A 13,532-nucleotide genomic window follows, 5' to 3' on the forward strand; every position below is an offset into this window, starting at 1 on the left:
TACAAAATTAAACAGGGGAAATAAGGTGATGGGGGATATGAAGATGAAACATTTACTAATTGTGGACGACCAGCCGGGGATCCGATTATTACTAGAGGAAATATTCAAACCAACGGGAATAATGACAGCGCTTGCATCGAATGGAAAAGAAGCGTTGGAAAAAGTCAGCGAACAACAACCTGACTGCATTTTGCTTGATATGAAGATGCCAGGCATGAATGGTGTCGAGGTCCTTCGAGAAATCCGAACCCTGTTGCCAGACGCGATTGTCATGATGATGACAGCGTATAGTGAAACCGAAATGCTGGAAGAAGCTAATAAACTAGGTATCGAACAACACTTTACTAAACCATTCGATATATTCGAAGTGCGTGATAGCGTGTTAAAAAGGTTGGAGTTACTAGACGTCTGATAGTAGTAATCATCGCATGAATTTGATATGCTAGTGGATAGAAATTAATATAATTAAAACACATAAAAAATTCGTGGAAACTCAAGGAGGAATTATACATGCCACTCGTCTCGATGAAAGAAATGATGATTCAAGGTAAAGAGCAAGGATATGCAATTGGTCAATTCAACCTAAATAACTTGGAATACACGCAAGCGATTCTACAAGCTGCTGAAGAAGAGAAATCGCCTGTTATTTTAGGCGTTTCAGAAGGCGCTGCACGTTATATGGGCGGATTTAAAACAGTCGTTATGATGGTCAAAGGACTAATGGAAGAATACGGAACGACTGTGCCAGTAGCGATTCATTTAGATCACGGTTCTAGCTTTGAGAAGTGTAAAGAAGCGATTGAAGCAGGCTTTACTTCTGTTATGATCGACGCATCTTCTAAGCCACTTGAAGAAAACATTGAAATCACGAAAAAAGTGGTAGATTTCGCACAGCAACATAATGTATCAGTAGAAGCTGAACTTGGCGTAGTAGGCGGTCAGGAAGACGACATCATCGCAGACGGCGTTATTTATGCAGATCCGGCTGAATGTAGAGAGCTTGTAGAAAAGACAGGTATCGATTGTCTAGCACCTGCACTAGGTTCTGTACACGGACCGTATAAAGGCGAACCGAATCTTGGATTTGAAGAAATGGAAGAAATCTCGAAACAAGGAGATATTCCACTCGTGTTGCATGGCGGTACAGGCATTCCGACGAAAGATATTCAACGCGCCATTTCACTTGGTACGTCTAAAATCAACGTCAACACAGAAAATCAGATTCAAGGTACAAAAGCTGTACGCGACATCTTAAACGAAGATTCCGAAGTGTATGATCCACGTAAATTCCTCGGACCTATGCGCGAAGCAATCAAAGCAACTGTAATTGGTAAAATGCGCGAGTTCGGCAGTTCGAAGCAAGCGTAATTATAGATTGAAGATAGAACAGAGGAGGAGCGCAATACGTCTCCTTCTTTTGCATTTAGCTAGATGAATTAACTACAACTAGGGGGACAATACACGTGAAATTTTTTATAGATACAGCCAATTTTGAAGAAATCAAGGAAGCGCACAGCTGGGGAATTATCTCTGGGGTTACAACTAACCCATCCCTAGTCGCGAAAGAAAATATTTCATTCCATGATCGTTTGAAAGAAATCACGGCACTCGTACCAGGTTCCGTCAGTGCAGAAGTTATCGCTTTGGATGCAGAAGGTATGATAGAAGAAGGGCGTAAGCTAGCAGCTCTTGCAGAAAACATCACGGTGAAATTACCGATGACACCTGAAGGCTTGAAAGCTTGTTCTGTATTTGCATCAGAAGGAATCAAAACGAACGTTACGCTAGTGTTCAGTGCCAATCAAGCCTTGCTTGCAGCACGTGCAGGCGCGACATACGTTTCACCATTCATCGGACGTTTGGATGATATTGGTCAAAATGGCGTCGAATTAATCGAAACGATTTCAGATATCTTCACAATCCATGACTTGGATACACAAATCATCGCAGCATCTATCAGACACCCACAGCATATTACGGCTGCTGCACTTGCTGGAGCACATATTGCGACAACTCCATTTAACGTACTTCAGAGTCTGTTTGCACATCCACTAACTACTAAAGGAATCGATCAGTTTTTGAAAGACTGGGAAACTAGAACGAATAAGTGATAGAACAAAAGGAGCTTGAAATGGACGTTTATAAAATCAAAGGTGGAAAACGACTGCAAGGAACGATCAGAGTAAGTGGAGCGAAGAATAGCGCAGTGGCTTTAATCCCTGCCGCTATTTTAGCTGATTCGCCTGTCACCATTGCAGGACTTCCAGAAATTTCAGATGTCTATACATTGCAGGCGCTCGTCGAAGAAATCGGCGGTAAAGTGGAAATGAAAGATGGTACGATGATCATCGATCCAACTGAAATCATTTCTATGCCATTGCCTAACGGTAACGTCAAAAAACTTCGTGCATCCTACTATATGATGGGAGCGATGCTTGGTAAGTTCAAGCACGCCGTCATCGGATTACCTGGAGGTTGTCACTTGGGTCCACGCCCGATTGATCAACATATAAAAGGCTTTGAAGCTCTAGGCGCAAGAGTCGAAAATGAACACGGCGCTATTTATTTGCGTGCAGAAGAACTATACGGCGCGAAAATTTATTTAGACGTCGTCAGCGTGGGTGCTACGATCAATATCATGCTTGCGGCTGTTAAAGCAAAAGGTAAAACGATTATTGAAAACGCAGCAAAAGAACCTGAGATTATTGATGTCGCGACTTTGCTATCCAATATGGGCGCGAATATTAAAGGTGCAGGAACGAACGTTATTCGTATCGAAGGCGTGGAAACATTGCACGGTACGAAACACACAATCATTCCGGACCGTATTGAAACAGGTACGCATATGATTATGGCTGCTGCAATTGGCGATGGTGTCACAATTGATAATGTCATTCCGTTACACGTTGAAGCTGTCACAGCGAAGCTTCGCGAAATGGGCGTGAAAGTAGAAGTCGGTGAAGAACAGATTTTCATTCCGAAAACTGAAAAACTTCATGCGGTGGATGTGAAAACTCTTGTTTATCCAGGGTTCCCGACAGACTTGCAACAGCCATTCGGTGTATTGTCGACACAAGCGGAAGGCTCATCTATCCTAACAGACACGATTTATCCAGCACGCTTCAAACAAATCGATGAGCTTCGTCGAATGAATGCAGACGGCCGTGTAGAAGGTCGATCAGCTATCATAACAGGTCCTACTCCATTGCATGCAGCAACGGTTGAAGCATCAGATTTACGCGCGGGAGCCGCATTATTAATTGCTGGATTATTGGCGAGTGGAGAAACAGAAATCCGTGAAATTGAACATATTGAACGTGGTTACGGCAAGATCGTTCAGAAGCTACAAAATCTTGGAGCAGATATTAGAAAAGTGGAAGTACTCACACCGACTTCGATTTCCGAGTGACGCTAATTGCCAAAACGTGTATAATAGACTCAAACGACACATCCACTATCTAGAAAGTAGTCAATGGATGCGGACGTAGGCAAATGAAAGGTAATACGCAATACGCGCCTTACCGCAAACAGGAGGAACAAAACATTATGGAACGTAGTTTATCGATGGAATTAGTGCGTGTAACAGAGGCGGCAGCCGTAGCGGCAGCTCGCTGGATGGGACGCGGTTTGAAGAACGAAGCAGACGACGCGGCAACAGAAGCAATGCGTACAGTATTCGATACGATCCCGATGGAAGGTGTAGTCGTCATCGGTGAAGGTGAAATGGACGAAGCACCTATGCTATATATTGGTGAAGAACTTGGGACAGGTCACGGACCCGCTGTAGATATCGCTGTCGATCCAGTCGAAGGTACGAATATCGTAGCAGCAGGTGGATGGAATGCACTAGCTGTTCTTGCGGTTGCAGATAAAGGCAATTTGCTAAACGCTCCAGATATGTACATGGACAAAATTGCAGTAGGTCCAGAAGCAGTTGGTAAAATTGATATCGACGCAAGTGTTACAGATAACTTGAAGGCTGTAGCAAAAGCAAAAAACAAATCAGTATCTGACCTAGTAGCATCTGTTTTGAACCGCGAACGTCACGCAGATATCATTGCAGAAATTCGTGAAGCAGGCGCTCGTATCAAATTGATCGAAGATGGCGATGTAGCGGCAGCTATTAACACAGCCTTCGATGACACAGGTGTGGATATTTTATTCGGAAGAGGCGGTGCACCTGAAGGGGTAATCTCAGCAGTCGGATTAAAATGCTTAGGCGGAGAAATTCAAGGGCGTCTCGTACCTTCAAATGATGAAGAGAGAGAACGTTGCATCAAGATGGGTATCGACGTAGAAAAAGTTCTATACATGGACGATTTGGTAAAAGGAGACGACTGTATTTTCGCAGCAACAGGCGTAACAGACGGCGAATTGATGGATGGCGTACAGTTTAAAGGTACGTATTGCCGAACTCAGTCGATCGTTATGCGCTCGAAATCAGGAACTATTCGTTTCGTAGAAGGTCGCCACAGCATGAAGAAAAAACCTCTTCTCGTCATGCAAGACTAACTCCCTCAACACCCGGTGTCACAGCCGGGTCTCTATTTCCTAAAAACTATTCAGATCCATAATGTCCGGCTATTAAAGGAAAGGAAGTACACAATGTACTATCCTTTCTATTTACTATGCCAAATTTCCCTACAATAAATGAAGAGTGGTGTACGCATAGATGACGATGATTACGCTTGCGGACCTCGAGAATATGACGCTCAAAGAGCTTTACTCTCTAGCTAAGCAATTTAAAATTACTAACTATAGCAAACTGACAAAGAAAGAATTAATTTTTGCTATTTTGAAATCACGCGCCGAACAAGAAGGCTTCTTTTTCATGGAAGGCGTTCTCGAAATTATACAATCTGAAGGATATGGCTTCTTACGTCCTATCAATTACTCATCCAGTTCAGAAGATATTTACATTTCTGCATCCCAAATCCGTCGCTTTGATCTACGTAACGGAGACAAGGTAACAGGTAAAGTTCGTCCACCAAAGGAAAATGAACGCTTCTATGGATTATTGCAAGTCGAAGCAGTCAATGGACAAAATCCGGAAGTCGCACGCGAACGTGTTCATTTCCCGGCATTGACACCTTTATATCCTGATCGTCAAATTAAATTAGAAACATCGAGAAATAACGTGTCTACACGCATCATGGATCTCGTCTCGCCTGTTGGATTTGGTCAACGTGGATTAATCGTCGCTCCTCCTAAAGCGGGAAAAACGACGTTGTTAAAAGAAATTGCTAACTCCATCACTACAAACCATCCTGAAGCTGAACTAATCGTTCTATTGATCGACGAACGTCCAGAAGAAGTAACGGATATCGAACGTTCTGTTAAAGCAGATGTTGTCAGTTCGACATTTGATGAAGTACCACAAAACCATGTGAAAGTAGCGGAACTAGTACTCGAACGCGCAATGCGTCTAGTAGAAAGTAAACGCGACGTCATCATCTTGATGGACTCCATCACACGACTAGCACGTGCATTCAACCTAGTGATTCCACCAAGCGGACGCACATTATCCGGAGGAATCGACCCAGCAGCTTTCCACCGACCAAAAAGATTCTTCGGTGCAGCACGTAACATAGAAGAAGGCGGAAGCCTAACAATCCTTGCCACAGCTCTAATCGAAACCGGCTCACGCATGGACGAAGTCATCTACGAAGAATTCAAAGGAACCGGCAACATGGAACTGCACCTAGACCGCAACCTAGCCGAACGCAGAATCTTCCCAGCACTCGACATCCGTCGCTCCGGCACACGAAAAGAAGAACTGCTCATCCCTAAAGAAAACCTAGAAAAACTGTGGGCTATCAGAAAAACCTTCTCAGACTCCCACGACTTCACCGAACGCTTCATGAAAAAACTAAGCCAATCCGATAACAACGAAGAATTCTTCGACAAGCTAAACGAAGAAATGAAGGCGAAAAAAGGTAAGGGCCTTATCTGATTTTCTAACGTATTTTTTATATTACGCTTTTAAACCAGCATAAAAAGGTGATGTGCGTACTCAAAAGGTAAGATTGCAGCGGAAGCCGAGGGGCGACTCCCAGAGGATCAGCTCACCGCGAGCCCTCTAGGAAAGCGTCCCCTCGGCTGCAGCGAAAATCCAACCCCTAACTAAGTCAGCTTATGCCCATTAAATACCCAAATCAAACACTTGCGCAACGTATCGAATTTTGCTATACTAATCAAGTACAGTTTTTCTGTACACCGCATATACGACTGACAAACACGGGTCGTGTACGGCATCGATCGTTTTATAGGCAAATGGCCAATAAAACATCCAGAATTTCACACTCTGTTCCAGATGGTTCAGGGCGAAAGGAGAGATATCGATGAAAGCAGGAATTCATCCCGATTACAAACTTGCAACAGTAACTTGCTCATGTGGCAATACATTTGAAACAGGTTCTGTAAAAGAGGATATTCGAGTGGAAGTATGCTCAGAATGTCACCCATTCTATACTGGCCGTCAGAAGTTTGCTACAGCAGATGGACGAGTTGACCGTTTCAACAAAAAATACGGCATCAAGTCAGAAGAACAAGAGTAATAAAAGCCAGATACCCGTCAGGTGCAGTCGTGCCAGACGGGTATTTTTATTAATTTATTGCAGATACTAGAGACAGCGTGCTCATAGAAGTCGCCCGAGTGCTCTATCGCTGGCGTCAACCGCTCATAGAATGAGGTTGATCGCTCTATCTGTGCCCGTTTACGCTCATATCAGTGGTATAACCGCTCTATCGGGCCCACAACCGCTCATAGGATTAACACACAACGCACAAACCACATACATAGCACGACATCGAAAGGAGATTGACCATGTACGTTTCAATGCAAGGCGGCTGGATGGAAGTCATCTGCGGCAGTATGTTTTCAGGTAAATCGGAGGAGCTTATTCGCCGGATTCGACGCGCGGAATTTGCCAAACAAAAGATTGCGGTATTCAAACCGGCAATTGATGATCGGTATAGCGAAGAGGCAGTTGTGAGCCACGACGGTGCGTCCACGATCGCTAATCCTATTTCCAAAGCGAGTGAAATACCAAATCTCGTTTCAGATGATTTCGATGTGGTCGCCATTGATGAAGCCCAATTTTTCGACGACGATATTATAGACGTTGCGATCATGCTCGCGGATCGCGGCTTTCGTGTGATCATTGCAGGACTCGATCAAGACTTTAAAGGCGAACCATTCGGACCGATGCCTGAATTAATGGCTGTGGCAGAACTAGTGACGAAACTTCAAGCAGTTTGTACTGTGTGCGGATCACCTTCAAGCCGAACACAACGATTAATAGACGGACAACCTGCATGTCAGGATGACCCGATCATTCTAGTTGGCGCATCCGAAGCTTATGAACCACGTTGCCGCCAGCACCATGAAGTCCCTGTTAGCCGTATGCAACATGTAGAATAAACATATTTCCGTCTATCCGTAAGCAAGAAAGGATAGGCGGTTCTGCTATATACTAATATAGAAACCACTATTTCAGAAGAGGTGAACCGACTATGTTCGATAGACTACAAGCAGTTGAAGACCGTTATGACCGACTGAATGAACTACTTAGTGACCCCGAAATCGTTAATGATTTGGACAAATTACGCAGCTATTCAAAAGAACAATCCGATTTGCAAGACACCGTTGAAGTATACCGTGAATATAAACATATCCATGCGCAATATAAGAATGCCAAAGAAATGCAAGATGAACCGCTTGATGATGACATGAAAGAATTAGTCAAAATGGAAATCGATGAACTTAAAGACCAAATTGAGTCGCTTGAAGAACAATTAAAAGTATTACTCATTCCAAAAGATCCGAATGACAATAAAAGTGTCATTATGGAAATCCGTGGAGCAGCAGGAGGAGACGAAGCGGCTTTATTTGCGGGTAGTCTTTATCGGATGTATACACGTTTCGCGGAAATGAATCACTGGAAAGTGGAAGTGATTGATTCATCACCGACTGAACTTGGCGGCTTTAAAGAAATCATCTTCATGATTGATGGAAAAGGGGCCTACTCGAAGTTGAAGTACGAAAATGGAGCACACCGCGTGCAACGTGTACCGGAAACTGAATCAGGCGGACGAACTCATACGTCTACTGCTACTGTTGCGTGTTTGCCGGAAGCGGAAGAAGTAGAAATCGAAATTCACGATAAAGATATCCGTACCGATACATTTGCGTCATCTGGACCAGGAGGGCAATCCGTCAACACGACGATGTCTGCAGTACGCCTCACGCACTTACCTACAGGAACTACAGTATCGATCCAGGATGAAAAATCCCAAATTAAAAATAAAGAAAAAGCCATGAAAGTTTTGCGTGCACGAGTGTATGATAAATTCATGCAGGAAGTACAAGCTGAATATGATGAAAAACGAAAATCTGCAGTTGGATCAGGTGACCGTTCCGAACGTATTCGCACGTATAACTTCCCACAAAACCGTGTCACGGACCATCGAATTGGTCTGACGATACAAAAGCTTGATCAGATTATTGAAGGGAAGCTGGATGAAGTCATCGACGCATTAATTATTGAAGAACAGGCACATCGCTTGGAAAGTTTGGATCGCAATGACTGAGACAATGCTCGAATCTGTGCAACGAGCACAACAATTGCTGGACGCACGCGGTATGGACACGCATGCTGCTGAACTTGCCATGCGCTCTGTCACGGGTAAAAGCCAGGCCAACTATTTAGCTAGTTTGCGCGAACAAGTTCCGCATGAACCGTGCTCGAAATTCTGGTCCATCATCACAGAACTTTTGACCGGCAAGCCAATTCAATACATCCTCGGTGAAGAATCCTTTTACGGCTATTCATTCGAGGTCAATGAACACGTACTGATTCCACGTCCTGAAACGGAAGAACTCGTACATTATGCGTTGCAACGTGCTACTCAATTATTTGGTGAACGAATGATTCAAGTAGCGGATATCGGAACAGGCAGTGGAGCGATCGCGATCGCATTCAAAAAAGAAAGACCGACTGCGGAAGTGACAGCGACTGATTTTAGTGAATTAGCGCTCGAAGTCGCACAACGTAATGCACAACGCAATGAAGTCAACGTGACCTTTTTACAAGGGGATATGGAAGAGCCGTTGAAACATCGGAAGTGGGATATCATTCTATCTAATCCACCGTATATTGCAGATTATGAAAAAATTGATATGTCACCAACTGTCTATGACTTCGAACCGCAAACTGCGTTATTTGCGGAAGAAGACGGTCTCTATTTCTACCGTAGACTGGCAGAGAATCTGTCACCTTTGATGAATCGACCTTCACTGATCGGTTTTGAAATAGGCTATCTACAAGGCCCGGCAGTGCAAAAATTTCTTGAAGAAGCCTTTCCGGAAGCGACTGTTGAAGTCATCCAAGACATCAATAAAAAAGATCGAATGATATTTTGTGAGATTCGATGAATAAAACTCCCTCCTGTGGGTCAAGATAGAGTGCAGGAGGGGATGACATGTTACAAGATTATCCAATAAATCAACAACCGACTCAAACTTCGAAACTAGTGGCATTTATAGAATTCGTACTTATATTACTTACTATACAAGCAGTGTTGCTTGTATTCGGTCAACAAACAAATGCTGGTGAAGCGACGCAATTTCGTATTCTTGCAAACTCGAATACCGTAGCGGATCAGCAAGTGAAACAAAACGTTCAGGAAAAAATTGCACCATTGCTAGAGAAAGCTATTAGCCAATCTGTGAACACACAACAAATCAATGCTAATCTTCAAGTGTTGGAGCCGAAGATACTTGAAATCGCTAAGACACAAGTAAACGGTGCACACGTAACGCTTGAACACAGTGCGGCAATGATCCCGCCAAAACGCGTAGGATTTTTCATTCAGCCCCAGGGCGTTTACGATGCATATGTTGTCAAAATCGGTGCAGGTAGAGGGGATAATTGGTGGTGTTCACTGTTTCCTAACGTTTGTTTCCCTGAAGAGGCAACAGTCGCTGAAACAGAAGAAGAACCTGTTACATTCTTCATTTGGGAGTGGATAAAATCACTGTTCAAATGAAACTATTCACACATTTTGTGGATAAAGTCACTGAAATGTGTATAAAGAGGGGTTGAGCAAGTGGACACTACACAAGAAATAGTGGATAACCTAGTGGATAACGATAGAATCTATGAACAAGCTGTGGATATCCTTAAATCTGGAGGTATTGTTGCCTTTCCGACTGAAACAGTTTACGGATTGGGAGCGATCGCGACAGATGGGCAAGCAGTACAGCGGATCTTTGAAGCAAAAGGTAGACCTTCAGATAATCCGCTAATCGTACATATTGGGAACCAGTCAGACATCGAGAAATATGCGACAGACATCCCTGAAATTGCAGAAGTCTTAGTGAAAGCTTTTTGGCCGGGACCGTTAACGTTAATCATGGAAAAGAAACCGGGCGTTATTGCAGATGTTGTCACAGCTGGACTTAGTACCGTAGCCATTCGTATGCCAGACCACCCGATAGCGTTGGAGTTGTTACGAAAACTCGATCAGCCATTAGCTGCACCAAGTGCAAATCGAAGTGGAAAGCCGAGCCCGACGGAAGCGGATCATGTCTATCACGATTTACTAGGTAGAGTACCGTTAATTCTGGATGGTGGAGAGACAGGAGTTGGCTTGGAATCCACAATCTTGGATATCACAGTCACGCCACCTGTCATTTTGCGTCCCGGCGGCATAACGAAGGAGCAGTTGGAAGACTTGATTGGTACCGTCCACATGGCGACGTTACCCACAGATCAAACGTCAGCACCGCGCGCACCGGGAATGAAGTATACACATTACGCACCCGAAGCACCGCTATTCGTCATTGGGCCGAATGCCGATACTATTGCGCATGCGCTAGAGACCATTCACCGGCAAAACAAACGTGTGGCTATCATTGGACCTGATGAGTTATACACAGAGCGCGCGGATTGGTACTTTTCCACAGGCCCGATCAATAGTCGTGAAGCGATGGCGTCAAGCTTGTACAAAGCGATTCGTCAATGTGACAATACCAAAGCCGACATTATCTTAGCCGTTGAGACAGACCTTTCGGGTATTGGGGCAGCGGTCATGAACCGACTCGATAAAGCATCAGACGGCAAGCGTTTCATGGAATAACATTTCAATAACGATGAATAGCCCCCTTCAGCATCCGCATAAGATGAGTACATGCGACTTGCAAGGGGGCTTAGTCTTTGATAGAAATCATATCAGCTATCGTGACAACTATCGATATTTTGATTGTCTATACATTTTTGCAACTACGGCGAGGTCGATTGATGATTATGCTGTGGACTACTATACTGAATATGCTACTGCCACTCATTGGCTTCTACGCAGGAGAATGGGTGATGTCCTATTTCGTAGGATGGAGTCATTTGCTTTCGGGTGTACTGTTATCACTCATCGGCCTTCATATTTTACTTGCCGACAGTGAAGAGCAATCCATCGTAGAGATGATTTCACCATTTTTCCTAGCGCTGATCGTCAGTATAGATGCGTTCGCCGTCAGTGTGACATTCGGTATGATGCAGTTGAATAAATGGCTATTCATCATGGCATCAGGTCTCTTCTCATTCGTCTTTTCGGGCATTGCGTTTTTATCCGCAGGCCGTCTACGTTTAATAAATGGAACATTCATTAGACGTCTGACAGGTATTGTTTTCATCTGTATAGGTGTATTGTCCTTTATATTTTGAAGAATAGTGTTTCTTTTTCCTCATAAATCCGGTATTCTGTAAAGTAGGTGAAGAAAATGAATATTTATTTTATATGTACAGGTAACACATGTAGAAGTCCTTTGGCAGAGGCGTTAGTTAATCATGCCAATGTACCAGGGTTTACTGCGAAGTCCGCTGGCATTCATGCGATAGATGGATTACCCATCTCCTCGAATTCAGCGCAACTGTTGAGGGAAGAAGGAATCTCTTTCTCTCCCTACTCCAATGAAGTTAAGTCATCTGAGATGGAATGGGCTGATATCGTGCTGACAATGACAGCAAACCATCGCGATTTACTGCACAGCCGCTTTCCGCACATGAAAGAGAAAGTCTTTACATTAAAAGAGTACGCGGGCATAATGCCAGGTCTTGATGTACATGATCCATATGGCGGAGATTTGGCTACATACCGCACGACATTCAATGAGCTGACAGAACTCATTAACTCAGTCATCCGAAAGTTAGCGGAGGGGAACTTATGAAAGAACCGAAAAAAGTAGGGCTGCGGGCGAAACTCGTTCTATTTATCGTGATTCTCGCAGTCATTACGTATACTACCAGTGCTGTATTCATTAACTGGGTACAGCCAACGTTCTTCCCGAATGTACAACCGTTCATTTTTCAATTGCTAACATACGCGATGGGCGTCATGTGGTCAGGTATTTTAGCGGCCATGTTCAGTGTTATTTTGACCAAGCCATTGCAACGTTTGGAAACAGCCGCGATGAAAGTGGCGGACGGAAAAATCGGTACGGACATTCAATTGCCTAATTCTTCAGATGAAATCCATTCCGTCTCCAAAGCATTTCAGCAAGTGGTCGTTAATTTGCGTAATATTATTGAGCAAATTGAATCGAACTTTCAAGCAACTGCTCAATCAGTCGATGAATTGACTAAGGAGACAAGCGCTGCATCCGGTCAATCGGACGCCATCGCGCGCACGATCGGAGAAATCTCCAATGGTGCAGAACATACGTCAGAGGCGATTCGTGAAACCGTCCATGCGATTGAGGATATCCGGCAACTCGCGATGGAAATCAATAACCGAGCAGATCAATCTTCAGAGCAGTCTAAAATGATGTTGCGTGAATTGCATGCGACAACCGAGATCTTCCAATCCGTATTAGCGGGAATCCATCAAATGAGTAATCAAAGCGAACATTCATTGGAAACGATTCAAGTACTCGATGAAAATGCCCATAAAATCGGTGAAATCGTGGAACTCGTAGGCAACATAGCGGGTCAGACAAACTTACTCGCACTTAACGCCTCTATAGAAGCGGCGCGAGCAGGAGAACATGGTAAAGGCTTCGCTGTCGTCGCGGAAGAAGTACGCAACTTAGCCGATGAAAGCGCAAAAGCAGTGCAGATGATTTCGGGGCTTGTCCAAACGATCCAGGCAGACGTTAAACGAGTAGTGTCTGAAATGCAAAAACAAGTAGAAACGGCATCTACTGAAGCCAAACGCGCAACAAAAACGAATGAAAATGTCGAGACCATGACCGACACAATCCATACAATGGCGCAATTTGTAGAGGAAATCACTGATATCGTCGGCAATCAAATGCGGACAATCGAGCGCACAGCCAAGCAGTCAATGGAAGTAGCCTCAATCGCAGAGCATACCTCAGCGGGTGCGGAAGAAGTCCGCGCGGCTACGGACGAACAGGTAGCATCGATAGACCAAACGAAGACGAAGGCGTTGGAGTTGAAGGAGCAATCGGAAGAGCTGTACAAAGTCATCCGAAAGTTCGACCGCACGCCAGTTTAATAAGCAAAGACGATCCA

Annotated in this window: 15 protein-coding genes; all 15 read left to right on the forward strand. The window is 44.2% G+C overall.

Annotated features, from left to right (window positions below; translation table 11 throughout):
* Positions 1–43 precede the first annotated feature (43 nt).
* The 15 genes from SporoP32a_RS12160 (at position 44) to SporoP32a_RS12230 (ending at position 13,515) form a co-directional block, all read left to right on the forward strand.
* Positions 44–412, forward strand: a complete 369-nt coding sequence (locus SporoP32a_RS12160; RefSeq protein WP_085429073.1) for a response regulator — start codon at positions 44–46, stop codon at positions 410–412.
* Between the two features lie 98 nt (positions 413–510).
* Entirely contained in the window at positions 511–1,368 is an 858-nt protein-coding gene (locus SporoP32a_RS12165; RefSeq protein WP_085428132.1) for a class II fructose-bisphosphate aldolase, read from the forward strand.
* Positions 1,369–1,463: 95 nt separating this feature from the next.
* On the forward strand, positions 1,464–2,111 hold the full coding sequence (gene fsa / locus SporoP32a_RS12170; protein WP_085428133.1) for a fructose-6-phosphate aldolase: 648 nt from the start codon (positions 1,464–1,466) through the stop codon (positions 2,109–2,111).
* A gap of 20 nt (positions 2,112–2,131) precedes the next feature.
* Complete coding sequence (locus tag SporoP32a_RS12175; protein ID WP_085428134.1) at positions 2,132–3,409, forward strand: UDP-N-acetylglucosamine 1-carboxyvinyltransferase; 1,278 nt, start codon at positions 2,132–2,134, stop codon at positions 3,407–3,409.
* A 137-nt stretch (positions 3,410–3,546) separates the two neighbouring features.
* Entirely contained in the window at positions 3,547–4,512 is a 966-nt protein-coding gene (glpX, locus tag SporoP32a_RS12180) for a class II fructose-bisphosphatase (protein WP_085428135.1), read from the forward strand.
* A 160-nt stretch (positions 4,513–4,672) separates the two neighbouring features.
* Positions 4,673–5,953, forward strand: a complete 1,281-nt coding sequence (gene rho, locus SporoP32a_RS12185; RefSeq protein ID WP_085428136.1) for a transcription termination factor Rho — start codon at positions 4,673–4,675, stop codon at positions 5,951–5,953.
* A gap of 388 nt (positions 5,954–6,341) precedes the next feature.
* Positions 6,342–6,557 (forward strand): 50S ribosomal protein L31, encoded by a 216-nt coding sequence (gene rpmE, locus SporoP32a_RS12190; RefSeq protein WP_085428137.1) that lies wholly within the window; start codon positions 6,342–6,344, stop codon positions 6,555–6,557.
* A gap of 269 nt (positions 6,558–6,826) precedes the next feature.
* A complete protein-coding gene (locus SporoP32a_RS12195; RefSeq protein ID WP_085428138.1) occupies positions 6,827–7,423 on the forward strand; it encodes a thymidine kinase in 597 nt (198 codons plus the stop codon).
* Positions 7,424–7,515: 92 nt separating this feature from the next.
* Positions 7,516–8,592 (forward strand): peptide chain release factor 1, encoded by a 1,077-nt coding sequence (gene prfA, locus SporoP32a_RS12200; RefSeq protein ID WP_085428139.1) that lies wholly within the window; start codon positions 7,516–7,518, stop codon positions 8,590–8,592.
* Positions 8,585–9,436, forward strand: a complete 852-nt coding sequence (prmC, locus tag SporoP32a_RS12205) for a peptide chain release factor N(5)-glutamine methyltransferase (RefSeq protein WP_085428140.1) — start codon at positions 8,585–8,587, stop codon at positions 9,434–9,436. Before prfA ends, prmC begins: the two co-directional genes overlap by 8 nt.
* A gap of 47 nt (positions 9,437–9,483) precedes the next feature.
* Complete coding sequence (locus SporoP32a_RS12210) at positions 9,484–10,050, forward strand: stage II sporulation protein R (protein ID WP_085428141.1); 567 nt, start codon at positions 9,484–9,486, stop codon at positions 10,048–10,050.
* 60 nt (positions 10,051–10,110) lie between these two features.
* On the forward strand, positions 10,111–11,142 hold the full coding sequence (locus tag SporoP32a_RS12215) for an L-threonylcarbamoyladenylate synthase (RefSeq protein ID WP_085428142.1): 1,032 nt from the start codon (positions 10,111–10,113) through the stop codon (positions 11,140–11,142).
* 77 nt (positions 11,143–11,219) lie between these two features.
* The gene (locus SporoP32a_RS12220; RefSeq protein WP_085428143.1) at positions 11,220–11,723 is read left to right on the forward strand and encodes a manganese efflux pump MntP; all 504 of its coding nucleotides are present in this window, start codon (positions 11,220–11,222) and stop codon (positions 11,721–11,723) included.
* A gap of 56 nt (positions 11,724–11,779) precedes the next feature.
* Positions 11,780–12,226 (forward strand): low molecular weight protein arginine phosphatase, encoded by a 447-nt coding sequence (locus tag SporoP32a_RS12225; protein ID WP_085428144.1) that lies wholly within the window; start codon positions 11,780–11,782, stop codon positions 12,224–12,226.
* Positions 12,223–13,515, forward strand: a complete 1,293-nt coding sequence (locus SporoP32a_RS12230; RefSeq protein WP_085428145.1) for a methyl-accepting chemotaxis protein — start codon at positions 12,223–12,225, stop codon at positions 13,513–13,515. Before SporoP32a_RS12225 ends, SporoP32a_RS12230 begins: the two co-directional genes overlap by 4 nt.
* Positions 13,516–13,532: the final 17 nt, after the last annotated feature.

Source organism: Sporosarcina ureae (assembly GCF_002109325.1).
GTDB classification, from domain to species: Bacteria; Bacillota; Bacilli; order Bacillales_A; family Planococcaceae; genus Sporosarcina; species Sporosarcina ureae_C.

Bases quoted from the DNA above. Each gene is read 5' to 3' on its own strand.
- SporoP32a_RS12165 (WP_085428132.1), top strand. From the start codon at position 511: ATGCCACTCGTCTCGATGAAAGAAATGATGATTCAAGGTAAAGAGCAA.
- SporoP32a_RS12160 (WP_085429073.1), top strand. From the start codon at position 44: ATGAAACATTTACTAATTGTGGACGACCAGCCGGGGATCCGATTATTA.
- SporoP32a_RS12230 (WP_085428145.1), top strand. From the start codon at position 12,223: ATGAAAGAACCGAAAAAAGTAGGGCTGCGGGCGAAACTCGTTCTATTT.
- prmC (WP_085428140.1), top strand. From the start codon at position 8,585: ATGACTGAGACAATGCTCGAATCTGTGCAACGAGCACAACAATTGCTG.
- rho (WP_085428136.1), top strand. From the start codon at position 4,673: ATGACGATGATTACGCTTGCGGACCTCGAGAATATGACGCTCAAAGAG.
- glpX (WP_085428135.1), top strand. From the start codon at position 3,547: ATGGAACGTAGTTTATCGATGGAATTAGTGCGTGTAACAGAGGCGGCA.
- SporoP32a_RS12175 (WP_085428134.1), top strand. From the start codon at position 2,132: ATGGACGTTTATAAAATCAAAGGTGGAAAACGACTGCAAGGAACGATC.
- rpmE (WP_085428137.1), top strand. From the start codon at position 6,342: ATGAAAGCAGGAATTCATCCCGATTACAAACTTGCAACAGTAACTTGC.
- SporoP32a_RS12210 (WP_085428141.1), top strand. From the start codon at position 9,484: ATGTTACAAGATTATCCAATAAATCAACAACCGACTCAAACTTCGAAA.
- SporoP32a_RS12195 (WP_085428138.1), top strand. From the start codon at position 6,827: ATGTACGTTTCAATGCAAGGCGGCTGGATGGAAGTCATCTGCGGCAGT.
- SporoP32a_RS12225 (WP_085428144.1), top strand. From the start codon at position 11,780: ATGAATATTTATTTTATATGTACAGGTAACACATGTAGAAGTCCTTTG.
- prfA (WP_085428139.1), top strand. From the start codon at position 7,516: ATGTTCGATAGACTACAAGCAGTTGAAGACCGTTATGACCGACTGAAT.